27 protein-coding genes and 1 tRNA gene are annotated in these 24,607 nt (G+C 61.3%); 23 read left to right on the forward strand and 5 right to left on the reverse strand.

The features are described 5' to 3' along the window. Window positions 1-25 precede the first annotated feature (25 nt). The 9 genes from AC0NID_RS22265 (at window position 26) to AC0NID_RS22305 (ending at window position 5,775) form a co-directional block, all read left to right on the forward strand. On the forward strand, window positions 26-487 hold the full coding sequence (locus tag AC0NID_RS22265; RefSeq protein WP_473456270.1) for a response regulator: 462 nt from the start codon (window positions 26-28) through the stop codon (window positions 485-487). Window positions 488-580: 93 nt separating this feature from the next. Continuing rightward, window positions 581-1,330, forward strand: a complete 750-nt coding sequence (locus AC0NID_RS22270; RefSeq protein ID WP_473456269.1) for a DUF2092 domain-containing protein — start codon at window positions 581-583, stop codon at window positions 1,328-1,330. Continuing rightward, a complete protein-coding gene (locus AC0NID_RS22275; RefSeq protein ID WP_473456268.1) occupies window positions 1,327-1,539 on the forward strand; it encodes a hypothetical protein in 213 nt (70 codons plus the stop codon). The genes AC0NID_RS22270 and AC0NID_RS22275 overlap by 4 nt, the downstream gene beginning before the upstream one ends. Before the next feature lie 219 nt (window positions 1,540-1,758). Next, window positions 1,759-2,151: a cupin domain-containing protein gene (locus tag AC0NID_RS22280; RefSeq protein ID WP_473456267.1), complete on the forward strand. Its 393-nt coding sequence runs from the start codon at window positions 1,759-1,761 to the stop codon at window positions 2,149-2,151. A 114-nt stretch (window positions 2,152-2,265) separates the two neighbouring features. Further along, on the forward strand, window positions 2,266-2,949 hold the full coding sequence (locus AC0NID_RS22285) for a hypothetical protein (RefSeq protein ID WP_473456266.1): 684 nt from the start codon (window positions 2,266-2,268) through the stop codon (window positions 2,947-2,949). Between the two features lie 67 nt (window positions 2,950-3,016). Beyond that, window positions 3,017-3,385 carry a rhodanese-like domain-containing protein gene (locus AC0NID_RS22290; protein WP_473456265.1) on the forward strand — a complete coding sequence of 123 codons (369 nt, stop codon included), beginning with the start codon at window positions 3,017-3,019 and terminating at the stop codon, window positions 3,383-3,385. A gap of 53 nt (window positions 3,386-3,438) precedes the next feature. Further along, window positions 3,439-3,927 carry a carboxymuconolactone decarboxylase family protein gene (locus tag AC0NID_RS22295; protein WP_473456264.1) on the forward strand — a complete coding sequence of 163 codons (489 nt, stop codon included), beginning with the start codon at window positions 3,439-3,441 and terminating at the stop codon, window positions 3,925-3,927. A gap of 39 nt (window positions 3,928-3,966) precedes the next feature. After that, window positions 3,967-4,506 (forward strand): rhodanese-like domain-containing protein, encoded by a 540-nt coding sequence (locus AC0NID_RS22300; RefSeq protein WP_473456263.1) that lies wholly within the window; start codon window positions 3,967-3,969, stop codon window positions 4,504-4,506. Window positions 4,507-4,563: 57 nt separating this feature from the next. After that, window positions 4,564-5,775: a hypothetical protein gene (locus AC0NID_RS22305; protein ID WP_473456262.1), complete on the forward strand. Its 1,212-nt coding sequence runs from the start codon at window positions 4,564-4,566 to the stop codon at window positions 5,773-5,775. A gap of 376 nt (window positions 5,776-6,151) precedes the next feature. Here the strand turns inward: AC0NID_RS22305 and AC0NID_RS22310 are convergent, their stop codons facing one another. Beyond that, entirely contained in the window at window positions 6,152-7,045 is an 894-nt protein-coding gene (locus AC0NID_RS22310; RefSeq protein ID WP_473456261.1) for a LysR family transcriptional regulator, read from the reverse strand. Window positions 7,046-7,199: 154 nt separating this feature from the next. Between AC0NID_RS22310 and AC0NID_RS22315 the strand changes: the two genes are divergently transcribed. Both AC0NID_RS22315 and AC0NID_RS22320 read left to right on the forward strand, forming a co-directional pair. Next, on the forward strand, window positions 7,200-7,853 hold the full coding sequence (locus tag AC0NID_RS22315; RefSeq protein WP_473456260.1) for a hydrolase: 654 nt from the start codon (window positions 7,200-7,202) through the stop codon (window positions 7,851-7,853). A 196-nt stretch (window positions 7,854-8,049) separates the two neighbouring features. Beyond that, window positions 8,050-8,571: a nuclear transport factor 2 family protein gene (locus AC0NID_RS22320; RefSeq protein WP_473456259.1), complete on the forward strand. Its 522-nt coding sequence runs from the start codon at window positions 8,050-8,052 to the stop codon at window positions 8,569-8,571. Between the two features lie 145 nt (window positions 8,572-8,716). Here AC0NID_RS22320 and AC0NID_RS22325 read toward each other — a convergent pair. Beyond that, window positions 8,717-8,806: transfer RNA gene (locus AC0NID_RS22325), tRNA-Ser, on the reverse strand. Window positions 8,807-9,292: 486 nt separating this feature from the next. On the opposite strand from AC0NID_RS22325, the gene AC0NID_RS22330 reads away from it, so the two are divergent. The 9 genes from AC0NID_RS22330 to AC0NID_RS22370 all read left to right on the forward strand — a co-directional run bounded on the left by AC0NID_RS22330 (window position 9,293) and on the right by AC0NID_RS22370 (window position 18,510). Beyond that, window positions 9,293-10,510, forward strand: coding sequence for a septal ring lytic transglycosylase RlpA family protein (locus AC0NID_RS22330; RefSeq protein WP_473456258.1), 1,218 nt, complete (start codon window positions 9,293-9,295; stop codon window positions 10,508-10,510). 110 nt (window positions 10,511-10,620) lie between these two features. Further along, the gene (locus AC0NID_RS22335; RefSeq protein ID WP_473456257.1) at window positions 10,621-11,775 is read left to right on the forward strand and encodes a D-alanyl-D-alanine carboxypeptidase family protein; all 1,155 of its coding nucleotides are present in this window, start codon (window positions 10,621-10,623) and stop codon (window positions 11,773-11,775) included. Window positions 11,776-11,838: 63 nt separating this feature from the next. Then, window positions 11,839-12,513: a dTMP kinase gene (tmk, locus tag AC0NID_RS22340; RefSeq protein WP_473456256.1), complete on the forward strand. Its 675-nt coding sequence runs from the start codon at window positions 11,839-11,841 to the stop codon at window positions 12,511-12,513. Next, a complete protein-coding gene (locus AC0NID_RS22345; protein WP_473456255.1) occupies window positions 12,510-13,565 on the forward strand; it encodes a DNA polymerase III subunit delta' in 1,056 nt (351 codons plus the stop codon). The genes tmk and AC0NID_RS22345 overlap by 4 nt, the downstream gene beginning before the upstream one ends. Window positions 13,566-13,648: 83 nt before the next feature. Continuing rightward, on the forward strand, window positions 13,649-15,202 hold the full coding sequence (metG, locus tag AC0NID_RS22350) for a methionine--tRNA ligase (protein ID WP_473456254.1): 1,554 nt from the start codon (window positions 13,649-13,651) through the stop codon (window positions 15,200-15,202). After that, window positions 15,202-15,996, forward strand: a complete 795-nt coding sequence (locus tag AC0NID_RS22355) for a TatD family hydrolase (RefSeq protein ID WP_473456253.1) — start codon at window positions 15,202-15,204, stop codon at window positions 15,994-15,996. The genes metG and AC0NID_RS22355 overlap by 1 nt, the downstream gene beginning before the upstream one ends. Before the next feature lie 3 nt (window positions 15,997-15,999). Further along, on the forward strand, window positions 16,000-16,818 hold the full coding sequence (locus tag AC0NID_RS22360; RefSeq protein ID WP_473456252.1) for an MBL fold metallo-hydrolase: 819 nt from the start codon (window positions 16,000-16,002) through the stop codon (window positions 16,816-16,818). A 15-nt stretch (window positions 16,819-16,833) separates the two neighbouring features. After that, complete coding sequence (locus tag AC0NID_RS22365; RefSeq protein ID WP_473456251.1) at window positions 16,834-17,304, forward strand: YbaK/EbsC family protein; 471 nt, start codon at window positions 16,834-16,836, stop codon at window positions 17,302-17,304. A 294-nt stretch (window positions 17,305-17,598) separates the two neighbouring features. Next, the gene (locus tag AC0NID_RS22370; RefSeq protein ID WP_473456250.1) at window positions 17,599-18,510 is read left to right on the forward strand and encodes an agmatinase; all 912 of its coding nucleotides are present in this window, start codon (window positions 17,599-17,601) and stop codon (window positions 18,508-18,510) included. 273 nt (window positions 18,511-18,783) lie between these two features. Here the strand turns inward: AC0NID_RS22370 and AC0NID_RS22375 are convergent, their stop codons facing one another. Genes AC0NID_RS22375 through AC0NID_RS22385 form a run of 3 tightly spaced genes read right to left on the reverse strand, consistent with a single transcriptional unit; the run spans window position 18,784 to window position 20,813 of the window. Further along, window positions 18,784-19,500: a Bax inhibitor-1/YccA family protein gene (locus tag AC0NID_RS22375; protein ID WP_473456249.1), complete on the reverse strand. Its 717-nt coding sequence runs from the start codon at window positions 19,498-19,500 to the stop codon at window positions 18,784-18,786. A gap of 21 nt (window positions 19,501-19,521) precedes the next feature. Further along, the gene (locus AC0NID_RS22380; protein WP_473456248.1) at window positions 19,522-20,295 is read right to left on the reverse strand and encodes an anti-sigma factor family protein; all 774 of its coding nucleotides are present in this window, start codon (window positions 20,293-20,295) and stop codon (window positions 19,522-19,524) included. After that, window positions 20,295-20,813: a sigma-70 family RNA polymerase sigma factor gene (locus tag AC0NID_RS22385; RefSeq protein ID WP_473456247.1), complete on the reverse strand. Its 519-nt coding sequence runs from the start codon at window positions 20,811-20,813 to the stop codon at window positions 20,295-20,297. Before AC0NID_RS22385 ends, AC0NID_RS22380 begins: the two co-directional genes overlap by 1 nt. A 416-nt stretch (window positions 20,814-21,229) precedes the next feature. Between AC0NID_RS22385 and AC0NID_RS22390 the strand changes: the two genes are divergently transcribed. The 3 genes from AC0NID_RS22390 (at window position 21,230) to mazG (ending at window position 24,604) form a co-directional block, all read left to right on the forward strand. After that, window positions 21,230-22,387 (forward strand): OpgC family protein, encoded by a 1,158-nt coding sequence (locus tag AC0NID_RS22390; RefSeq protein ID WP_473456246.1) that lies wholly within the window; start codon window positions 21,230-21,232, stop codon window positions 22,385-22,387. A gap of 123 nt (window positions 22,388-22,510) precedes the next feature. Continuing rightward, on the forward strand, window positions 22,511-23,695 hold the full coding sequence (locus AC0NID_RS22395) for an amino acid aminotransferase (protein ID WP_473456245.1): 1,185 nt from the start codon (window positions 22,511-22,513) through the stop codon (window positions 23,693-23,695). An 84-nt stretch (window positions 23,696-23,779) separates the two neighbouring features. Beyond that, on the forward strand, window positions 23,780-24,604 hold the full coding sequence (mazG, locus tag AC0NID_RS22400; protein ID WP_473456244.1) for a nucleoside triphosphate pyrophosphohydrolase: 825 nt from the start codon (window positions 23,780-23,782) through the stop codon (window positions 24,602-24,604). The last annotated feature ends 3 nt before the right edge of the window (window positions 24,605-24,607 follow it).

Consider the following 24,607-nt stretch of genomic DNA (forward strand, 5'->3'; position numbering starts at 1 on the left):
AAGCGAGAACCAGTAATTTTGCTGGGTGACATCCCCCCGGGTCAGTGAGACTTGTGTCGTTATTTGTGGGGAGGGCACCATCGACAAAGGTATCCGATGCGCGCTGCTTGCGGACCGCCACTCTGGTCTGAGCGATGGCGTTCGGGGACTTCTAGAGAGTGCCTTCGACGTGGTGGTGATGGTCGCCGACGAGCAATCTCTATTCGAGACGGTCGATCGCATGCCGGTGGACCTAGCCGTGGTGGACCTTTCGCTGACGCGGAAGGACGGGTTGGGGGTGATCAACCGGCTGCGCGTTCGGTTCCCTAAGCTCAAGCTGATCGCCATCAGCGTACATGATGAACCCAGTGTCGGGCATGCGGCCCTGCAAGCGGGCGCAGATGGTTTTGTGCCCAAGCCTGCCCTCGCAACGGATCTGGTCCTCGCTGTCGAGGCCGCCCTTGCCGACAGGTCCTATCTGCGGCCCGCGATCAATGGCGAAGCGTAACAGGACACCCATTCGTGGCAATGCCAATTGACAAGGAACTGTAAAATGACAAGCCAGGGGCCAAATGCGACCAGATATCCAGCATTAGCGATAATGTTGCTCGCCTTGAGTGCAACTGCTCCGCCAAATGCCCGCGCGGACGACGCAGATGCCAAGGGTCTGCTCAAGGCCATGTCCGACTATTTGGCCGCGCAGGAGGCCGTGTCATTCTCATACGACACCAGCCTCGAGATCGTCACCAAGGATCACCAGAAGCTGTTGCTGGCGAGTTCCGGTGCCGTGGAGCTGAGCCGGCCGGACAAGTTACGCGCCAACCGCCACGGTGGGTTTGCCAATGTCGAGATGACGTTCGACGGCAAAACGCTGACCCTGTTTGGCAAGGACGCCAATCTCTACGCCCAGGCCGACATCCCCGGCAGCATCGATCATCTGGTCAATGAGTTGAGGGACACCTATCACCGGCCCGTCCCTGGTGCCGACCTGCTGCTGTCGAACGTCTACGAAGAACTGATGCGTGACGTCGTCGACGTCAAGGATCTCGGCAGCGGCGTGATCGGTGACACCGAATGCGATCACCTGGCGTTCCGCGCCAAGGAGGTCGACTGGCAGATATGGATCGCCCAGGGCGAGCACCCGTATCCGTGCCGGTACGTGATCACCTCGAAGGAAGTCGATCAGGGACCGCAATACAGTGTCCAGATCCGCGACTGGAAGGCCGGCGGCGATGTCGCCGCAGACGATTTCGCTTTCAAGAACGAGACCGGCGCGAAGAAGGTCGATCCGAAAGATCTCATCGACATCGATGAGTTGCCCAACCAGTTTTCTCCAGGAGGTGCCCAATGACCCCGACCAGGAAAATCAAGACGGTTCTGCTTGCCGTGGCCTTTGGCTTGATCGGGCTGGGAGCCTCAGAGCGAATGACGATATCCGGCGCTCACGGCCTTGTCTCGTCCGCCGAGGCAAGGGTGGGGCGTCCGCTCACGCCGGTCAGCGCGGCCGGAGTGGCACGCCGCACCGTTCGCCGCTGTGCTGCTGGCGTCTACTACTGCTAGTCATTCGTGCGTTGACGGTAGTCTTTCTTTTCACCACGACACCATTGACGAAGATCAAAATCATCCATTGGAAAGGCGCTATCGTTACCGGACAGTTCTCTAGAGACGAAGTCTGGCGCGACAGGGTCGTTGCGAACAATCAGGTTAGTCCAGGGGCCGGGACTGGCTTTAAACAACTCGTCACACCGCCGGTCCGGTGAAGCAAAAAGGATTGATGCTATGAAAAAGAAACTATTGGATATGAAGCCGGTGGACGACTACGTCACCCAGCACACCCCTGGCCTCAAGATCTGGGAGGAGAACTGGGGCGGTATGCAGTGCGCCTACCACATCTTTGCCCCGGGTACCGACTTCACACAGCTCCTGAAAGGATTGCCGCACGATATGTGCGGGGTCGAACACTGGGCTTACGTCCTGAAGGGCACTTTGCGGGTCATCTACCATGACGGGACCGAGGACGTTTGCCGCGCTGGGGAATGCTGCTACTGGCCCGCTCCGCACAACTTCATCTCCGAGGAAGGGGCCGAGATCCTCCAGTTCAGCCACGGTGGCGCGTTGGCTGCGCAAGCCAAGATCGTCGAGGACATGATCGCTAAGCATAAGGCGCAGTAACCGTCCATCCGACGTTCCCACACCGAAGAGCACTAGAGCTGTTCGGCATCTCTGGTGCGTGGGCCTGCCCACATTGGCAGGCCCCAAGGCAATGAAACACAGGGAGATCAGGCAATGAAACTCAGGATAGGAATGCACGGTGATCGTCGTGTCACAAAAAACACGCGCGGAAGACCCTTCTGCGGACTTGGCGCTTTTGTCGGTACGGGTCCGACAGCGCGGGCCCACGTCTATACCGCGGCCAATCTGGACGAGATCACGGTGGACAGCCACAAGAAGATGGACCCAGTGCGGTTGGCTAAGCAGTTCGAGGTGGACATGTGCGCCGTCAATGGCGGCCGCTTTTGGCTGATGGACGAAACGGACGTCCAGGGCGGTGATGTCGTGGACTGCGATGGCGTCAGGTTGCTCTATGGCGGCGAGATGACCGGGGCCGAAATGATGGCTCAGATGAAGACGCCGTATTCGCCAAACCTTATCTATCGCAACAGCAACTGGATCTGGCACGCGGGCACGCCGGTGCATCTGCTGCGCGACCCGTCGGGTGCGGTGTGGGTCATGCAGGAATACACGAAGGATGTCGACCCGAGCCTCACGCTCGACAACCTCGATCAGGTCGGCAAGAAGCTGAAGAACCTGCCGAACGGGTGGAAGTTCGAGACGATGGTGCTCACCAAGGAACTTTCGCTCAATACCGACCGATGCGACGGCTGGGCCGCAATCGTTCGCGACGAACTGCACTGCACGTATCAGGGATGCGGCTATGGCGCGGATACCAGCGCCAACTACGTGCCGTAGACGAGGGCTCCAGAAGGGCCGCTTAACAGGCATAGCCCTCAAGCACGACTTTCTAAGGAAGAGATCGATGATTGCAGCACGACTGAAAGCAAAGCACGACGAGTTGGTGAGGACGAAGTTGCCGCCGGAAGAAGTGGCGAAGCTGATCCAGAAGGGCGCGCTTTTGATCGACGTCAGGTCGAAGGTCGAGGCAAGAAGGGGCATGGCGCCCGGGGCGACCAACATTTCACTTTTTACGCTCAAGCATCGTTTGGACGAATTGCCGCGCGACCGGAACATAGTCCTTTATTGCGGCACGGGCGGCAGGGCCGGAAAGGCAAAGGAAGTTCTGGAAGCCGCAGGCTTCAAGGCCTTCAATGGAGGAGGTTACTCCACGATCTTGAATATCCTCGGTGAGCGCGATCGTACGACGGGGCATTCGACACGGCGCGCCTGAAGGAAACGATGATAATGAGACCGCCGCCAAAGAAGGCCAAGCGTACGCTGACTGTGGGCAATTTCTTCAGTACCGTCGCCAACGTCGTCACGTCGGCCCCCGTCCTTCTCGCCGCGCTGTTCAGGCCAAAAACATCTGCCGCGCTGCGCGAGAAGGTCATGCTTGGCGTGACCTCGGTCACCGACTGCCGATACTGCCAGTGGGGACACAGCCACTGGGCCATGGCCAACGGCGTGCCGCTTGAGGAAATCAACCAAATCCTCAGTCAGGAAACCGCGGCGCTTGAGGCGAAGAACCCCGCCGAAGCGGCCGCGATCCTGTTTGCGCGGCAATACGCCGAAGATCTCGACGGGTTCGAGCGGGCAGCGATAGAGAACCTGCGCCAGTACTACACCGACGCGCAGGTGACCGAGATACTCGCGTACGTCCGCGCAATCACGCTCGGAAGTCTGACCGGCAACACGCTGGACGCCGTTCTCGACCGCTTCCGCCGCAATCGGCGGCCTGCGGACCCTTCGGAGGATTCCGGCGGAAAGAAATGACGCAACGTCTCAATTGAACTCCGAGCGAAGGACTGAATCATGATTGATCACACTACGCTTCCCAAAGAAAAGCAGACGATTTTGGGCCTCTATGTGACGGCTGCAGAGGCTTACGAGAAATGGCAGGCGGCGCCTGAGACAGTAAAGATCCTGGATGTTCGTACGCCGGAGGAGTTTTTCTTTGTCGGGCATCCGACGATGGCCTGGAACATTCCCATTGCGCTCCCGACCCATCAGGTCGACGCCGCCAAGAAACAACTTCTGATGAAGCCGACGGCGGACTTCCTGGCCCGCGTAAAGAAGATGGCCAAGCCTAGCGATACGCTGCTTGTGACCTGCCGATCCGGCGGGCGCGGCGCCGTGGCCGTCAACTTGCTGGCGAAGGGCGGTTTCAACAATGCCTACAATATCGTCGATGGCATCGAAGGGGACACGATTGAGGATCCGGAGAACGTTTATCGTGGCAAGAGAATGAAGAACGGCTGGAAGAACGCGAACCTTCCGTGGACCTACGAACTCGATCCCGAGAAAATCCTGTTGCCGGCGGCGCAGACTGACGCGTCAGACCATGGTCGGTAAGCGCGATCGAGCCTGGTTCAGAGTTGATTTGAATCCCGCTCAACGCTGGGAATGGTGATGCGCGAAGACCGGGTGCAGCGCGCCGATGTGTCGAACCAAAATGGCGGCTCGTTAGAGCTTTCGCTTTTCTCAGGCGGACCGCTGTATCGAATTTTCTTCCGTACACAGCTACCAGGTAGCGGGGTCGAGCGGCATCGCCAGCGCGTAAGCATCGGCATTGCTTTGATGACCTGGATACCCCTGCTGTTACTGTCGACTGCTGGCGGACAGGTGTCGGGAGAAGTTGTCGCAATACCGTTTCTATGCGACCTCGAAGTCCACGTCCGACTGCTGTTGGCGCTGCCATTGTTGTTGATTGCGGAACGTGCGACGGAATTGCGCGTGAGTTCGGTGCCGCAGCAATTCCTAGAGCGAGGCATGGTTCCTGAGAATGATATGCCGCGTTTCCAAAACGCCATTCGGGCCGCATTGCGATTGCGCGATTCCGTCCTAGCCGAAGTTCTGGTGATCGTATTCGTCTACGGCGTTGGCGTCACTATTTGGCGGCAATATGTGGCCGCGGATACGGCGACTTGGTATGCCAACTCTTCTGGTGGTGGGCCGTCCTTTGCCGGAATGTGGTATGCATGGGTGAGCCTGCCGGTTTTCCAATTCGTACTTTGTCGCTGGTATTTCCGCTTGTTCATCTGGGCGCGGTTTCTGTGGCAGGTGTCGCGGATCGAATTGAAGCTGGTTCCGACCCATCCGGATTGCCTCGCTGGGCTAGGTTTCCTTCCCAATACGCTTCGAGCCCTTACCATCTTTGCCGCAGCGCATGGAACATTGCTGGCAGGGTACCTCGCGACGCGCGTTCTGATCCTTGCCACCCCGTTGATCGAATTCAAGGCTGAGATCGCCATTATGGTCGTCTTCGTGTTGGCCATATGCATCAGTCCGCTTGTCGTGTTCACGCCTCAACTGTTGCAGGCCAGACGGAGCGGACTCCGCGAATACGGACAGTTGGCCATGCGATACGTCAGCGAGTTCGATTCCAAGTGGCTTCGCGGAAGCCGTGCGCCAAGTGAAGGCCTACTGGGCAGCGCCGACATTCAGTCGCTTGCCGACATGGGAAATAGCTATGCCAACGTGCGGGGAATGCGCACCGCAGCTATAACAAACGACGCTATCTACAGGTTGATTGCGTCGACACTGGCGCCGATCGTTCCCTTGCTTCTCACGATGATGCCACTTGAAGAATTGGCGAGGAAAATCGCGGCGATACTGCTTTGACCCTGAGTTGCAGTAGGGCCCTGATGGACAACCCTACGACCGGCGTGGAGGCGATGCGACGCCGATGCCTACAAAATGAAACCAAACCCGAAGTTCGTGACTGGTGTATCGGCCATCGCGGCTCGGCAGCGCTTGGCTAAACACCATCCAATCTTCGTAATGTGCCGATCAAGGGGCGGTCGGCTGCCGCGGCACAAGCGTTGGCGGAGGCGGGCTATACCGACGTCTGGAACGAGGGTCGGCCTGCCGCGCTGTGGAGATCCATGTCCGCCAAGCAGACCTGATTGATCTGGCGCGATGGTTAAGGATCTATCCTCGATCCCACCCGCATCGGCTGTTGTGAAGCCGGGATCGGCTTCGCCCCGTTCGTGTTTTTTTAACGGTCGAGACCCCAAAGATCCGGGTTCCGTTTGAAATACTCAGTCAGCATCTCGGTGAGCACCCGCACTTTCCGCGTGGGATGCTGACCCGGTGGGCGGACGACATACGCGGCCCCCGGAGGTACCGGATAGCGTGTCATGATCGGGACCAGAGCACCGGAGGCCACATACTCATGTGTGATGCAATCGGGGAGCCAGGCGATGCCGAGACCTGCCGCCGCCGTGGCGGCAAGCGCCGTGGCGCTATCGGCCTTGAACTTGCCCTGCGGCTGGACCGTAACAATCTTGCTGCCATCCATGAACTGCCAGGCTTCCGTTCCCTGCATGAGTGCCTGATGGGTGACGAGTTCGTCCGGAGTCTCGGGTGACCCATGCGCTTCGATATAATCCGGGCTTGCGACAAGCTTTCCATGGATCGGCCCGACGCGCTTCGCGATCAGGTTGGAGTCCTGGAGGTAGGCGCCTCGGATCGCGCAATCGAAACCCTCTGCGATGAGATCGACGAAGCGATCGCTGTAGGAGGTATGAATGTGAAGCTGCGGATGCTGGCGCGCCATTTCCGCCAGCACCGGAGCGAAGTGGGTTGGGCCGAAAGTAAGCGGCATAGCAACCCTCAGGCGGCCACGCAGCTCACCGGTGGGGAGGATCGTTTCCCTGGCCGTATCGATCTCGGCACTGGCTCGGGCCGCATGGTCCCTGAACGTGATCCCCGCCTCAGTGAGCGCGGCGCCGCGCGTCGATCGTGCAAGCAACTGCACGCCAAGCTCGGCTTCAATCCGAAAAAGCCTCCGACTGACGATTGACTTGGAGACACCGAGCCGGCGCGCGGCGGCCGATACGCCGCCGGCATCGGCTACTGCGACGAATGTCTGTAGGTCTTCGATGTCCATTCCGGCGTTCCTCATTTCGCGACACGGCTTGCCTGACTATGACACTACCGCATCACAAAAAGGAACGGCAAATTGCGTCCCGGCAACGTCGCCCGCTGGCGCATGTCTCCCGTGAACCCATCGCCGTCCATAGCGGCAGAGAAAGGAAGTCTTGATGACCCCTCGTAACGGCCTTGCTTCGCTTCTTCGTCCCGAAGATTCGGTGCTCGTTCTGATCGATCACCAGCCTTATCAACTCGCGAACCTGAACAGCCACGATCCGCATATGGTGGTCAACAACACGACCGCGCTGGCGAAGCTAGCAAAAGCCTTCAATGTTCCGACCATTCTCACCAGCGTGATCGCGGCGCGCGGTGGACTTCTCTTTAAGCAGATCACCGACGTATTTCCTGACCAGGAAGTCATCGATCGCACCTGGGTGAACACCTGGCAGGACGAGAATGTGGTGAACGTCGTCAAGGCGACCGGCCGCAAGCAACTGATCATCGCCGGCCTGTGGACCGAGGTCTGCGTCGCAATGCCTGTGATCCAGGCCGCCGGCGAAGGCTGGGACGTGACCGTGATCACCGACGCGTCGGGCGGGATTTCGAAGGAGTCTCACGAAGTTGCCATCCAGCGCATGATCGCGGCCGGCGCGAACGTGATGACCGTGATGGCGCTCGCTGGCGAATGGCAACGCGATTGGGCGCGCACCGAGCATGTCGAGGAACTGACCGAGATTCTCATCCAGCACTTCGGTGGCAGCGGCATCGCGTATCTTTGGGAGCAGCAGCTGCTTAACACGCCGGTGCCGAGCACCGCGGGCTGATCTGGGCGGGAGTGACGAAAGTCTCGAGCGATCCAAAGCCAACACGCTGACTGCTTATCGAGCTGCGTCATCCCGCTCCACAAGACGGCTGCCCATGCCTGAATGCAGGGCAGCCGGCATAACGACCACTTCCTCCAGCCATACCCGCGACCGCAGCCGGCTTAGCCTGGCAATCCATCGCCTCATAGAAAGGACCATGAAGATGTCGGTGGAGCGCTTAATGACCGGGCCATTCGCGATCACTCGGCCAGCGGAGCGTGTCTTCGATGACCGTCCTCAGCGCAACAAGGCGCTCGTGATCGAGGCGATGATCTCGCTATTCCAACGTCGTGATGCGTCGGCGGTGGAACGCCTCTACGCGACAGACTATATCCAACACAACGCCAACATTCCCCAAGGTCGCGACGCGCTGCAGGCGCTCGTCGCTGAGCTGTCGAAGGACGTCTATTACGAGCCCGGCCTGATCGTAGCGGAAGGTGATTTCGTCGCCATCCACGGCCGCATTGCGGACGCACCGCAGGTGGTGGTCGATCTCTTTCGGATTCGAGACGGCAAGCTGGCTGAACATTGGGACGTATTGCAGAACGAGGTGCCCGGTGACGGCGGCCCTTGGCGGCGTCTCGATGTTCGATCCCGAGGAAGGAGCGCATCGCACTCAACCGGGAACGGCATAGGTGGCAATCCATTCATGCCCAAGCAGAGGCGAAGCGGACTATAGCGTGTGATCGGCGGTTATACCTAGGACTATCCCACCCGGTCGGGAGTGCGAGAACCATGCATCGTAGCACAGTCGCCTCCTAATGATCTATCTTATTGATAAATAACGATATAGATCGTCAATTTGTGCGGCAATCGGCGACATCTGGCGGAGGGAGTGGGATTCGAACCCACGGTGGGCTTGCACCCACGCCGGTTTTCAAGACCGGTGCCTTAAACCGCTCGGCCATCCCTCCACGGTGATTTTTCAACCACTTGGATTTTCGTCCTGATCTCGACTCGTGTCTATTGGCGCTGCCGCGCCTGGAGATCGTCGGCGCTTTCATTGCTCTAGTGCGCCCGGCAAAGCCCTGTCAACCGGCCGCGACGCTTCTTGCCAACCGCAAAGCATGGATTGATCGCCAATGGACGGTTCAGCATCAGAACAGCCGGGCAAGCCTGGTGGCTCTTGCAGGCATCCGGGCTGTTGGGACGCCTGACGGCGGAGCCACGGCAAGACGACCAGCGCCGAAGGCCGAAAAGCCGCGATTTTCCGCAGCCATCGCCAGGAGGGTTTGTGCCACAATCTCGCCCGGTTCTGACCATAATCGGTTAATACGGTGATAAACAATTCCTGCGCACAAGGGATTGAGAATCAAGTGGGGCCGGCATTTGTCGGGTGAGTGTCTTGGCCCCGTTCATGGTCAAGTTGCGGTGCGTTGCTGAGGGGGGGCAGTCGAAAAATGCAGAGCAGGGCGCGCCCGCACCTACGTCGCGCTTCCGGTTTCATGTTGTGCGCCCTGTCGGCCGCCTTGCTGGCGGCTTGCGCCGCGCCGCAGCCGAAGGCGATGATCAACAAGAAGCCTCGCTCCAAGGAGTATTTTTCCGAATCCGAATACGGCGTGAAGGCCAGCCCGCGCGTCACCTTCAAGATGTCGGGCCTGCAGCGCGGCGGCGGACGCGACCAGCTCGGCAAGCCCTATCAGGTGCGCGGCAAGTGGTATTATCCGAAGGAAGACAAGCGCTACGCCAAGGTCGGGTCAGCGTCCTGGTATGGCGAGGCCTTTCACGGCAGGCTGACCGCCAACGGCGAAATCTACGACATGACCCATCTGACCGGCGCGCATCCAACCATGCCGCTGCCGAGCTATGCGCGCGTCACCAATTTGAAGACCGGCAGCTCGGTTATCGTGCGCGTCAACGATCGCGGCCCTTACCATGACGGGCGCATCATCGATGTGTCGAAGCGCGCCGCCGAAATGCTCGACTATGCCAATGTCGGCACGGCCAAGGTGAAGGTGGAATATGTCGGCCGGGCGCCGCTCGACGGTAACGACGATCAGTACCTGATGGCCTCTTACAATCCAGGCAGTAGGGCGCCGGATCCGTCGGACGGCCTGCCGACCGGCGTCATGATCGCCATGAATGGCCCATCTCCGAACTCGGCGTTGGGCCCTGTCGCCGCCCCATTTCCCGGTCAGTTGACGAATTCCGCGTCAGCACAGCCTGTCATATCGGCCGCCGGCAGTGTGACGCTGCCCGATTTCGGGCCGATCGCGCCGGAGCGTCCGGAAATCAATCTGCCGGCGCAATCGCCATTCTCCGTGGCGTCGCTGTCTTATGCGGACGAACGCGTACAGGGCGCCGCCAATGCCTTTGCCGCGCTGGATGGCGCCGGCATATCGCCCGCCGAAATCGTTCAATCGTGGAAGCGGCAAGCGCCTTCGGCCGGTTCGCCCACGGACTATGTCGCTGCGGGTTCGTTCGAGGATGCCGCCGAGGCGCAGCGTGTGGCGGCCCAGCTTTCCGGCTTCGGCAAGGCCGAAATCCAGCGCTCCGAGCTTGATGGCAAGGACTGGTATTCGGTCAATCTCTATCCGGACGGCCATGGCAGCCTGGACGAAATGCTGCAGGCAGCGTGGTCGCACGGTGCGCCCGACGCGCTCGTAGTTCGGAACTGACTGGCAAAACCTGAAGCCCGGTTTTCCGTGGGCGCGGTTGATTCGTCGGGACAAAGCCTGATAGCTTGTAGAGCTTGCCCAGAAATGCCGGCCGACAGGTCTAACCTTTTATGAAATTTCGCTTTGTCGGGCTCCTGGGTTTTGGCCTCCTGCTGCTTTCGCTGGCTCCGGCCGCGGCGCAGCTTTTCGAGACCAAGGCCGCGCAGGCCTTCATGATCGATGCCGAAACCGGAACGGTGCTGTTTTCCAAGGACGCGGACAGGCCGATACCGCCGGCGTCGCTGGCCAAGCTGATGACAATGGAGGTGGCTTTCAACGCCGTCAAGTCGCGGCGCATGACGCTCGACGACACGTTCGTGGTCAGTGAGAACGCATGGCGTACCGGAGGCGCGCCATCCAGAACGTCGACCATGTTTGCCAAGCTTAAGTCTGCGATTCGGCTCGAGGACCTGATCCAGGGCGTGACGGTCCAGGCAGCCAATGACGGCTGCATCATCATCGCCGAAGGCTTCGCCGGATCCGAGGCGAATTTCGCGGCGCAGATGACCGAGCGCGCCAGGCAGATCGGCCTGGAGAAATCGACATTCGTCAATTCAACCGGTCTGCCGGCCGACGGTCAGCAGACGACCGTTCGGGAGCTTGCGCTTCTGTCCTTGCATATCTGGCGCGAGTACCCGGATCTCTATCGCTATTATGGCCAGAAGGATTTCACCTGGAACAAGATCACCCAGAAGAACCGCAACCCGCTGCTGGCGATGGATATCGGCGCCGACGGCCTGGCTGTCGGCATGAGCGAGGCATCCGGCTTCGGCATCGTCGGCTCGGTCAGCCACAATGGCGCACGCCTCATCGCGGCGATGAGCGGACTGGCAAGCGACCGCGAGCGCGCCGAGGAAGCGCGAAAGCTGCTCGACTGGGGCATTCGTTCCTTCCAGAAGACCGAGATTTTCGCCAGGAATGAAGTGGTTGGCGAAGCGCAGGTTTTCGGCGGCGCAAAGTCCGGTGTGGCGCTGAGGGCAAAAGGGCCGGTTAATATCTTCGTGCCCATCGCCAATCGCGACAAGCTGACCGCCAGGATCGTCTATGACGGACCGGTTGCAGCACCCGTGGAGGAGGGGCAAGCGGTGGGCGCACTGCGGGTCTGGATCGGCGACACGCTGAGCCAGGAGACGCCGCTTTTCGCGGCAGAGTCCGTTGGCCCGGGCTCGCTGCCGCAGCGCGCGCTCGACGCCGTCAAGGAACTGGCCGTCGGCTGGTTGCGTTAGCACCACGGCGTGGACCTTTTCTCAAGTCGGGACTATTACGGTCCCGCAGCATGGACGAAGACTTTGGTGCACGGATTTTTCATCACCTTCGAAGGCGGCGAAGGAGCAGGCAAGTCGACGCAGGTCGAGCGGCTGGCCAGCAAGATGCGCGCCAAGAAATACGATGTCCTTGTCACGCGTGAGCCGGGCGGTTCGCCGGGCGCAGAGGCGGTCAGGCATGTCCTGCTTTCCGGCGCTGCCGAACCGTTCGGCCCAAGGATGGAGGCGCTGCTTTTCGCCGCCGCGCGTTCCGATCATGTCGAGCAGGTCATCCGGCCGGCGGTCGAGCGCGGTTCGATTGTGCTATGTGATCGCTTCATCGATTCCTCGCGCGTCTACCAGGGCGTCACCGGCGGCCTCGATCCGGCGTTCATGGGCGCGCTGGAAAAGGTCGCCATCAACGGCATGGTGCCCGATATGACGCTGATCTTCGATATCGATCCGGCCGAAGGACTGCGGCGCGCCACGGCACGGCGGGGTCCCGATGCCGGCGCCGACCGCTTCGAAAAGGAGACGCTGGATATCCATCAGCGCCGCCGCGAAGCCTTTCTCGCGATCGCCGCGGCGGAGCCAGAGCGCTGCATCGTCGTCGACGCGTCCGCCGACCCCGACACGGTGGAAAATGTCGTCACCGCCGCCGTGTTCTCGGTCCTGGAGACGATGGGGCCGGCGCACAGGAAGCAGGCGGCGCCGGGATGATTTTCGAACGGATCGCACCAGAACAGCACGACACGCTGGACGGCGTCCCCGAGCCGTCCGAGACGCCGCGTCTGGTCGGGCACGGCCAGGCGGCGAACATGCTGGCGGCGGCCTATCGTTCCGGGAAGCTGCCGCACGCACTGATCTTTGTCGGACCAGTCGGCATCGGCAAGGCGACACTCGCCTTTCATCTTGCGCATCATCTGTTGAAGCATCCGGCGTTCGAGCAAGCGCCGGACGTTCTTGCCGTTCCCGATCCGACGTCATCACTGTTTCGCCAGATCGCCACCGGCGCGCATCCTTCGGTGCTGCATCTGACCCGCCCGCCGAACGACAAGACCAAGAGCTTCAAGACAGTCGTCACCGTCGATGAGATTCGCAAGGTCAGTCGCTTCCTGTCGCTGACTTCGCACGACGGCAGCTACCGGGTGGTGATCGTCGATCCGGCCGACGACATGAATGCCAATGCGGCCAACGCTTTGTTGAAGAATCTTGAAGAACCGCCGGCACGAACACTGTTCATTCTCATCGTCCATGCGCCGGGCAGCCTGCTGCCGACCATCCGCTCGCGCTGCCAGATGGTGCGGCTGACGCCGCTCGATGCGGAGAGCCTGATGACGGTCCTGGAGAACGTGGAGCCACCACCGCCGGACGATCCCGCGGCGCGCGCGGCACTGGCCGAGCGGGCAGGGGGCAGCGCGCGCGCCGCAATCCTGTTGACGCAATATGGCGGGCTGGAGATCGCCGAAACGCTCGACGCCCTGGCGACAGCGCGAAAGAGCGATGTTGCCGGCGCCTATCGCCTCGCGGAGGCGGTCGCCGGCCGCGACCAGGCGATCCAGTTCGATATCTTCAATGGCCGTGCGCTTGACCTGCTCTCGACCGGCGCAAGCCAGGCCGCGCTGGCGGGCGATCTGGCGCGGGCCAAAACGCTCTCGGATACTTGGCACGAGGCCTTGAACGCTATATCTGAAACCGATACCTACAATCTCGACAAGAAGCAGCACGCCTTGGCTATGATCGACCGGCTGAATTCTGCAATGCGAATGTGACGGCCCATCGGGATGGCAATCGCCGTTTCGATGCGATATCTCACCGCGACATCTTTCATTCAGACATTCATGACGGTTAATTCATGTCACGCGACACATTCTACATTACCACGGCGATTTCCTATCCCAATGGCAAGCCGCATATCGGCCATGCCTACGAACTGATCGCCACCGACGCGCTCGCCCGCTTTCAGCGGCTCGACGGCAAGCAAGTCTTCTTCCTGACCGGGACTGATGAACACGGCATCAAGATGCTGCAGACGGCGAAGCGGGAAGGCATTCCCGCGCGTGAACTGGCCGACCGCAACTCGGCCGATTTCAAGCGCATGGCGGTCGCGCTCAATGCCTCCAACGACGATTTCATCCGAACTACCGAAGAACGACACTATGCTGCCTCGCAGGCGATCTGGAAGGCGATGGCTGCCAATGGCGACATCTACAAGGGCGGCTATGCCGGTTGGTATTCGGTGCGCGACGAAGCCTACTACGGCGAGGAGGAAACCGAAGTCCGCGCCGACAATGTCCGCTACGGGCCACAGGGAACCGCGGTCGAATGGGTCGAGGAAGAGAGCTATTTCTTCCGTCTGTCGGCCTATCAGGACAAGCTCAACACGCTCTACGAAAGCCAGCCCGATTTCATCGGCCCGGCCGAGCGTCGCAATGAAGTGATGAGCTTCGTCAAGTCAGGATTGAAGGATCTGTCGATCTCGCGCACCACCTTCGACTGGGGCGTGCCGGTGCCCGATGACGACAAGCATGTGATGTACGTCTGGGTCGACGCTCTGACAAATTACATTACCGGTGTCGGTTATCCAGATGAAAATTCTGATAATTGGCGTTTCTGGCCTGCCGATGCACACATCATCGGCAAGGACATCGTGCGCTTCCACGCAGTCTATTGGCCGGCCTTCCTGATGTCGGCCGGAATCCCCTTGCCGAAGCGCGTCTTCGGTCACGGCTTCCTGTTCAACCGCGGCGAGAAGATGTCGAAATCGGTTGGTAACGTCATCGACCCGTTCGCGATGGTCGAGCATTACGGCCTCGACCAGGTTCGCTATTTCTTCCTGCGCGAGGTGCCGTTCGGCCAGGACGGCAGCTATAGCCACGAGGCCATCGTCAACCGCACCAATGCCGACCTCGCCAATGGTCTTGGCAATCTGGCGCAGCGCTCGCTGTCGATGATCGCCAAGAACTGTGGCGGCGTGGTGCCGAAACGCAGCGAGCTGTCGGAGGCCGACAGGACGATTCTCGACCAGGCGGTGGAGGCGCTTGCTGCTGCACGCAAGGCGATGGCGGAGCAGGGCATCCACCTGGCGCTGGCGGCGATCTTCGGCGTGGTGGCGGAGGCCGATCGCTACTTCGCCTCGCAGGAACCCTGGGCGCTCAGAAAGACCGATCCGGCGCGCATGGAAACGGTGCTGTGGACGACCGCGGAAGTCATCCGACGCGTGGCGCTGCTGTGCCAGCCCTTCATTCCGGGATCGGCCGCCAAGCTGCTCGACCTTCTGGCTGTGCCGGCGGACAGCCGCGATTTCGTGCATGTCCACGCGGACTTTGCGCTGGTATCGGGGGTTGCTTTGCCCGCGCCGGAGGGCGTGTTTCCGCGTTACGTCGAGCAAACGGATGCAAGCGCCTGATGTTGGTCGACAGTCACTGCCATCTCGATTTTCCGGATTTCGCAGAGGAGCGGGCGGCCATTGTCGCCCGCGCCTTAGCCGCTGGAATCGGTCGCATGGTGACGATTTCGACGCGTGTGAAGCGATTTCAGCAAGTACTTGAGATCGCTGAGTCTTTCGACGAAGTCTATTGCTCGGTCGGCACCCATCCCCACAATGCCGCCGAAGAACTGGACGTGACTGTCGAGGAGCTTGTGCGGCTGTCCGCCCATCCGAAAGTGGTGGCGATCGGCGAGGCCGGGCTCGACTATTTCTACGATCATGCGCCGCGTGATGCGCAGGCCAAGGGTTTTCGCACCCATATCGCCGCCGCGCGCGAGACGGGTCTGCCTTTGGTCATCCATGCGCGCGACGCCGACAGCGACATGGCTGACATTCTCGAGGACGAAACAGGGAAGGGCGCCTTTCCCTTCATCCTGCACTGTTTTTCATCCGGGCGCAGGCTGGCCGAAGTCGGCGTGGCGCTTGGCGGCTATGTTTCCTTTTCCGGCATCCTGACCTTCAAGAATTCGGCCGAGTTACGCGCCATCGCCACCGATGTGCCACACGACCGCCTGCTGGTCGAAACCGACGCGCCATATCTCGCGCCGATACCGTTTCGCGGCAAGCGCAACGAACCTGCCTATGTCGCTCATACCGCCAATGTGCTGGCTGGAACGATCGGCGTCAGCGAGGCCGAGATCGCGGCCGTCACCACTGACAATTTCTTCCGGCTGTTCGGGAAGATGCCGCGCCCAAGCGCACTGAGCGCCTGACGCATGAGCGACCGGCTGCGCCTCACCATTCTCGGCTGCGGTTCATCGCCGGGCACGCCGCGCATCACCGGCGACTGGGGCAATTGCGACCCGGCCAATCCGAGGAACCGGCGCATGCGCAACGCCGCACTCGTCGAGCGGATTACGGCAAACGGCGACAGGACCACTGTCGTCATCGATACCGGACCGGATTTCCGCGAGCAGATGCTGCTGGCATCGGTGAGGCGCATCGATGCTGTCGTCTATACGCATCCGCATGCCGATCATATCCACGGCATCGACGATTTGCGCGGCTTCGTGCTCGAGCAGCGTCATCGCATCGATATTCACGCTGACCAGGCGACCATGTTGCGGTTACGGGACGCGTTCGGCTATTGTTTCGAAACGCCGCAAGGCAGTTCCTATCCACCCATCGTCGAGCCTCATATCATCGACCATACCAGGCCAGTGGTCATCGAAGGCGAGGGGGGCGCCCTCACCCTCGAGCCGCTGCCGCAGATCCATGGCGACATCATATCGCTTGGTTTTCGCATCGGCGCGCTTGCCTATTGCCCTGATGTCAGCGATTTCCCCGACGCCACGGCCGAACGGTTGCGTGGTCTGGATGTACTGGTCATCGATGCGCTGCAATACAGGACGCATCCGAGCCATCTGTCGCTCGGTCAGGCACTCGGCTGGATCGAGAAACTGTCGCCGAAAAACGCCGTGCTGACGCATATGCATGTGCCGCTCGATTACGCCGCTGTGATGGCGGAGACACCGGCCAACGTCGAGCCGGCCTATGACGGCATGACGATCGAAATCCCTTGTGAATCAGAGTGATAGGTTCGGTTTTTCATGGTTGGCAGCATCGATCGTGTGACCAAGGCAGCGGCCGATGCAGGTCTCGACATCGAGATCAGGCGCATGGGCGCCTCGACACGCACCGCCGAGGAAGCCGCCGCGCAATGCTGCTGCACGGTTTCACAGATCGTCAAATCATTGATTTTCCAGGGACAAACCAGCGGTAGACTTTTTCTCTTCCTGGTTTCCGGTTCCAACCAGCTCGATCTCGCCAAGGCCGCAGCGATGACCGGCGAGCCGCTTAAGCGCGCCGACCCGCGGCAGATCCGCGACGAGACAGGCTTTGCCATCGGCGGCGTAGCCCCAATCGGCCATCTGGTCGCGATCCCGGCGTTCGCCGACGAAACGCTGCTCGGCTTCGACCGCATATGGGCGGCGGCCGGCGCGCATGACGCAGTGTTCGCCGTCGAGCCACGCGCAATGGTCAAGGCAGCGCAGGCTGTCGTGGCGAAGCTGGCGACTTGAAGTGGATGACGCCTGAGATCGCAACCCCGGCGCTCGGGGACCACGGCATGCGACCGCCGCGCACCTAATCGGCAGCGATGGCGGTGGGCGCAGCCGGCATGAACAGCCGGAATATAGCACGATCAAAACCACACCGTCAGTTCCATAATCTATCTTATGCGACTGGGCGATGTGTCTTGATCCGGCAACGTCTCGCCAAAAACGTCTTCTTGACGTCCGACCTTACAGGCTTAGCGTAGGATTTCGTTCCCTACTGAAATGCCCCCCATCCTGCTGTTTTCAGATCATCAAGAAATGACCGCCGCACCTTCCTTTCTCGGCTTTCCCAATCGCCTCGCCGATGACCGCGTGCCCCGTGCGGTGATCTTCGGAACCGGTCACGGCAGCACTTATCCCGGCAAGGACAGCAGCGGCTATGCCTTGGCCGCCGACGCCATCCGCGCTGCGAGCCAGGATGATGCCGCGCTCGTCGAGCACTGGGATTTCGATCTCGGCGGCCCGCTGTTCGATAGCAAGCCGGCCTGCTGCATCGATGCCGGCGACATCCCGACGACCATGCATGACAATGCCGGCAACCGGGCCCGGATCGAGGCGAAGACGCGCGAGGTCCTGGCATTGCCGGCCGTACCGATCCTGCTCGGCGGCGACGATTCCGTGGTCAAACCTTTTCTTGCGGGTTTTGCGGATCACGGGCCGGTCTGGATCCTGCAGATCGACGCCCATATCGACTGGCGCGACGAGGTGCATGGAGAACACTACGGCTATTCGAGCCCAATGCGCCGGGCAAGCGAGATGCCGCATGTCGCCGGCATGGTGCAGGTCGGCCTTCGTAGCGTCGGCAGCGCACGCCTCGCCGAGATCGAAACGGCGCGGCGCTATGGCAGCCGCTTCGTAACCGCCCGCGACGTTCACGCTCAAGGCGTCGAAGCCGCTCTCCGGCATATTCCCGAAGGAGCGCGGGTCGTCGTCACCCTGGACTGCGACGGGCTCGATCCCGGCATCATGCCGGGCGTGGCGGCTCGTACGCCCGGAGGCCTCACCTATACGCAGGTGATCGACCTGATAGCGGGCGTCGGCAGCCGGGCCAGGATCGCAGGATTCGACCTTGTTGAGCTCTATCCTCCCGCCGACATCGACGGCCTGTCGGCTCTGAGCGCCGCGCGCCTTCTCGTAAATGTGGTCGGCACCATCGTCCGGCAGGTCTGAAACCCGGCTTCCTGCTCTTCGCGCAGGCGGGCGGACAGTCGCCGTTCCAAACGAAGCAGTCGGGTGGCGGAGGTCCAAGACCGGCCCCACCCGCACCGCGCACTGCCAGATATCGCCGAAATCACCGCCATCGTTGAAACCGGAATCATCGGCCCCGTCGGAGCCCCTCCTGCGCCCGTGGTTCCGGCGATTTCCGCGACGCGCTTAAAGTCTGCTTCGTTGCATGTCGCTGCTCCAAAACCGCTGCCGCGACATGCAATTGATCTGACGCGGCTATTCGCGCTCGCCGGTGAAGTTCAGCAGCAGCTGGAAGATGTTGACGAAGTTCAGATAGAGCGAGAATGCGCCGAAAACGGCGAGCTTCTGCTGCGATTCCGCGCCGAAGTTTTCCGCATACTGCTCCTTGATCGTCTGCGTGTCCCAGGCGGTGAGCCCGATGAAGACGGCGATGCCGATCACCGAAATGGCGAACTGGAGCGCGGTCGACCCGAGGAAGATGTTGACGATGCTGGCAATCACCACGCCGATCAGGCCCATGATCAGGAAGGACGAGAACTGTGTCAGATCGCGCTTGGTCGTGTAGCCGTAGAGGCTGGTCGCGCCGAACATGGTGGCGGCGATGAAAAAGGTACGAGCGATGCTGGTGCCGGTGAAGACCAGGAACACGGAGGCCAGCGACAGGCCCATGACCGCACAGAACGCCCAGAACATCGCCTGAGCGCCGGCCGCGGACATCGTCTGTATCCGGAACGAGAACAAGAGCACGAAGGCGAGCGGTGCCAGCATCACCACCCACTTCAACGGGCTGGAAAAGATCGGCACGTAGAGGGCCGGCGTAGAAGCCACCACGAAGGCGATCACGCCCGTAAGGACGAGGCCGATGCCCATGTAGTTGTAGACGCGCAGCATATGCTGGCGCAGGCCTTCGTCGAAGACGGCCCCGGCTCGGGCTCCGACGCCCGTGCGGTATCCTAGATTGGGGGTATTCATGCGAATTCTCCTTGGTGAGGGTCAGTAAAGTGTTTTGGCGAGCGTTTCCGCGGCGCGATCGAGGTTGCGGACATCGCTTCGAGCGACGACCGCATAGGCGACCTCCCCGACCTGAAAATAAGCCGAGGAAATTTCATCCGAGGGAACGATGGTCGGTTGAACCACGTCGAACGTTCCGGGCCTGATCGCGAAGAGCGACACCAGTCCCAGGTCTCGTGTTTCGACAGCCATTTCGACGCTCGGGCCGAACCGCGACGGATAGATCTGCACGTCACGGACCTTCCAGTCCTTCGGCAGAGACGGCATGACGATCGCCGTGGCGGCGCGGACTTCGTCCGCGTTGTAGTTCGGCGTTTCGGGCTGCGACGACATGGCCTCGCGCATGATCGTCGTTCTGTGTGCCCGGATCGCCTCCTCCAGATAGACGGGCGGCTGGGTCGAAGCGACGACTTTCGTCACCGATATCGGCCCGACGATCCCATTCGCCAACCAGCCCGCGGCCACCAGGACTGCGACCGTCGCTGCCCGCTGCAACGCGCCCAAGACGCGGCCCCGGGCCAGTCCCCGTTCCAGCCGCCGCGCCGCATCGGCCGTCGCCGGGCGCGCCATGCCCTTGGACCCGGCAAGCGCCATGCGCAGTTCGTCGCGCGTCCTGAGGTCGGACATCACGCGCGCGGCCGCCTCCGGACGGGCGGAAAGAAACGCCTCGACCTCGATACGGCGAGCAACGTCCAGCTGGTCGTCGACATAGGCATCAAGGTCGGCATCGGTCACCGGGTCGCGCAATTCGTTCATCACGGACCTCCCACGATCCTGAGGTGGCTTTTCGCACGTGCCGGCAATTTGTCCTCCATCTCGCGGAGCGCAGCACGCGCCCGGCCGATGCGCGACATCAGCGTTCCCAACGGCACGCCGCTGGCCTCGGCGGCCTGGCTGTAGGTGAGTCCCTCGATGGCGACGAGATGCAGCGCCGAACGCTGCTCTTCCGGCAATTTGAAAAAGGCTTCACGCATCTGTGCCAGGCGGACGGAATGTTCCTGGGGCGCCTGCATGCTGGCATCAGCAAGGTATTCGGCCTGCTCGATGCGCACTGCTTCAGACTTGCGGGACCGCAAACGGTCGATGAAAGCGTTGTGGACGATCGACAGCAGCCATGCGCGCAGGTTTCCGCCGGATCTGAAGGTGCCGCGCCGCTCATAGGCACGCACCAGCGCGTCATGCACCAGATCCTCGGCCTCGGCGCTATCGCGCGTCAGCGAACGCGCGTAGCGCCGCAGGGAACCAAGCTGTCCGATGATATCGAAGCGTGGCATCGATCCTCTCATGTCCTGTTTACGGAGCATGGCAGGTTTTAATCCCGCTCCTCGAGTTTTTTTCGATCCGGGAAGGTCAGGCGGTGGATCTAGGACCTGGTACGGTGGGCGGCGTCCATCCCTGTGCAACCCGCACCATTGCCGCTTAGGCTTTACCCAAGGATACCCTCATCTGGGCGGCGGTCACCATCGCATCGCGCCAGCCAGCCACGGTGTCGACGGCACCGTTCACAAGTCGGGGCGAGGAAATCGTCCGGGATTTCGATGTTTACACCTGAATTAATTTGTGACGCGCAGAACCCCGAGGATGTCATCTTTCTCGGGCACTTGGGCGTTATAGGCAGGAAACATTCACGACGTTCCTTCGCCGACGGTTCTTTTTGAGCCCACCTCGTTCAACCAATCATAGCCCCAACATGACCAGCAATGCGCCAACCCAGCGGGATACCCGCATCGATGTCTTCCGCGCGCTGGCGCTGCTGACGATATTCGTCAATCATGTGCCGGGGACGATCTTCGAGTATTTCACGCACAAGAATCTCGGCTTTTCCGATTCGGCCGAAGCCTTCGTGCTGATTTCAGGGATTGCCGTTGGGCTCGCCTACGGACTGAAGTTCCAGCCGGGAAACCGGTTGCTCATCACCCTGAAGGCCTGGCGGCGTGCCGGCGTTCTCTATGTCACCCACATCATGACCACGATGGCGACGCTGGCTATCTTCTCGGCGGCTGCATTGTATTTCTCGCGGCCCGATCTTTTGAAGCTGATCAACATCCAGATGATCATCGAGGACACGCCGGAAGCGCTGCTCGGCATTGCCACGCTCAGCCATCAGATCGGCTACAACAATATTCTTTCCATGTACGCCGTCGTGCTTCTGATGATGCCGCTTTTCCTGTGGATCGGCACCTTCAGTCTGCGCCTGATGCTTGCTGCGTCCGCTCTTCTCTGGCTCATCGCCGGTATTTTCCAGATCGCGCCTTCGGATTATCCCGGCGACGGCTTCTGGTTCCTGAACCCGCTCTCCTGGCAGTTTCTGTTCGTCATCGGGATCGCCGGCATGCTGCATGTCAAGCGCGGCGGCGAAATCCGCTTCAACTGGATGATGGCGAGCGCGGCCGTCGGCTATCTGGTCGGCGCGCTGATTTGGGTACGACTGCCGCTGTGGGGCATCGAGACGGCCTCCGGTTTGCCTACCGTGCTGACCGGATTCGACAAGACATTCCTGTCGCTGTCGCGGCTCATGCACATTCTGGCGATCGCCTATCTGATCGTGGCGATCCCGGCACTTTCCAACCTGGCGAGGACGGGCCCCAGCCATCCGCTCGCCGTTCTCGGCAAGCATTCGCTGCCGGTCTTCATCGCCGGAACGATCCTCGCCATGATCGCGCAGGTCATGAAGGTCGTCAGTCCGGGCGGGGTCCTCTACGATGCGATCCTGATCTCGACGGGCATCGCGCTGCAGTTCGGCTTCGCTTACTATCTCGAATGGTTGCCGCGCATCGGTTGGGGCGGCAAGAAGCTGCAACCTATCGCCACCTTGCCGCCTGCTGCGGCCCTCAGGCCAGCGTCATAGAACGGCGGAACAGCTGACATGCGGCATTTGCTAGGGTTGGCGACTTTCAGCCTGGCGCAAATGAAACCGCTGGCGCAGCATGACCGATTTGCGTATCACTCCGCCGCCAACGGAACCGCGCCGATGTTCGAAGACCTCCAGCCTGCCCCAGCCGACAAGATTCTGGCCTTGATCGGCCTCTATCGCGCCGATCCCCGTCCCGACAAGGTCGACCTCGGCGTCGGCGTCTATAAGGATCGCGATGGCAAGACGCCGGTGATGCGTGCCGTGCGCGAAGCCGAAAAGCGATTGCTGCAGAGCCAGGATAGCAAGACCTATCTCGGCCTTGCAGGCGATGCCGGCTTCAACACCGCGATGGCCAAGCTGGTCTTTGGCCCCGTGGCCGACCTGACGCGCATCCGTGCGGCGCAGGCGCCGGGCGGCTCGGGCGCGCTGCGGCTGGCGGCCGAACTAATCAAAAGGACGCGATCCGACGCGACGATCTGGCTGTCGGACCCGACATGGCCGAACCACGTGCCGGTGATGCGCGCCGCCGGCCTGCAGATACGCGAATATCCCTATTTCGACGCCGCCTCGGGCACGGTTCGCTTCGCGGACATGATGAGCGCATTGGCGACCGCCAAGAGCGGCGACGTGGTGCTGCTGCATGGCTGTTGCCACAATCCGACAGGCGCCAATCTGGACGAAGCGCAGTGGGCTAAAATAGCCGACCTTGTCGTCGAGCGCGGCCTATTGCCTTTTGTTGACATTGCCTATCAGGGTTTTGGCGAAGGCTTGGACGCCGATGCCGCCGGCTTGCGCCTGCTGGCCGCGAAAGTTCCGGAAATGGTCGTTGCCTCGAGCTGCTCCAAGAACTTCGCCGTCTATCGCGACCGCGTCGGCGCGGCGATGATCCTGGCCAAAGACAGCGCGCAGGCGGATGTGGCAATGGGCCAGATGCTGTCGGCGGCACGCGCCATGTACTCGATGCCGCCGGACCACGGTGCGGCCGCGGTGCGCATCGTGCTTGAAGACGCCTCGCTGCGCGCCGACTGGGAAGCGGAGCTCGAGGAGATGCGCCTGCGCATGCTGCGCCTTCGGGTGCAGTTCGCCGAGGCGCTGCGGCGGCAGTCCAATTCTGATCGCTTCGATTTCGTCGCCAGCCATCGCGGCATGTTTTCCCGGCTTGGCCTGTCCGAAGCGCAGGTCGAGCGGCTGCGCGCCGAGCACGGCGTCTATATGGTCGGCGACAGCCGCATCAACGTCGCCGGCCTGCCGGAAGACGGGATGGACGCGCTCGCCAAGGCGATCGTCTCCGTATTCGATTGAGGCGCTGCGCAACGCTGTGGACAATCGCTCCTCGCCGTCCCACGGCGTTGGCTACGCGGTCGGACGCAGGCTAGAATCCGGCCGATGAAACCCTCGAAAGACATTTCCCGGCTGATCGAGATCATGGCGGCGCTGCGGGCGCCGAAAACCGGCTGCCCGTGGGACATCGAGCAGGATTTCTCGACCATCGCTCCCTACACGGTCGAGGAAGCCTACGAGGTGGCGGACGCCATCGCGCGCGGCGACCTGGACGATCTGCGCGACGAGCTCGGCGATCTGCTGCTGCAGGTCGTCTACCATGCGCAGATGGCCGAGGAGGCCGGTGAATTCGCCTTTGGCGACGTGGTCCACGCCATCACCACAAAAATGATCCGCCGCCATCCGCATGTCTTCGGCGACGAGAAGGCGCGCAGCGCCGGCATGGCCAAGGGCATGTGGGAGAAGATCAAGGCGGAGGAAAAGGCGGAAAAGCGAAACGCCCGCCTCGCCCGCGGGCACGATCCGGAGGATCATGGCAAGGGTTTTCTGGACGGCATTCCGGTCGCCCTGCCCGCTTTGACCCGGGCGCTCAAGCTGCAGGAAAAAGCGGCTCGCGTCGGCTTCGACTGGAGCGAGGCCACGCCGATCCTCGACAAGATCGAGGAAGAGATCGGCGAGCTGCGCGAGGCCCTTTCAAAGGGCGATACGGCTTCGATCAAGGACGAGTTCGGCGACATGCTGTTTGCCGTCGTCAATCTCGGACGTCATCTCAAGGTCGATTCCGAAGCGGCGCTCAGCGGCACCAACGAGAAGTTCCGGTCGCGGTTCCACCATGTCGAGCAAGCGCTGGAAGCGTCCGGAAACACGCTGGAAAAGGCGACGCTGGACGAGATGGAGATGCTTTGGCAGCAAGCCAAGAGCGCGAAGTAACCG

Source organism: Mesorhizobium sp. WSM4821, from assembly GCF_055901555.1.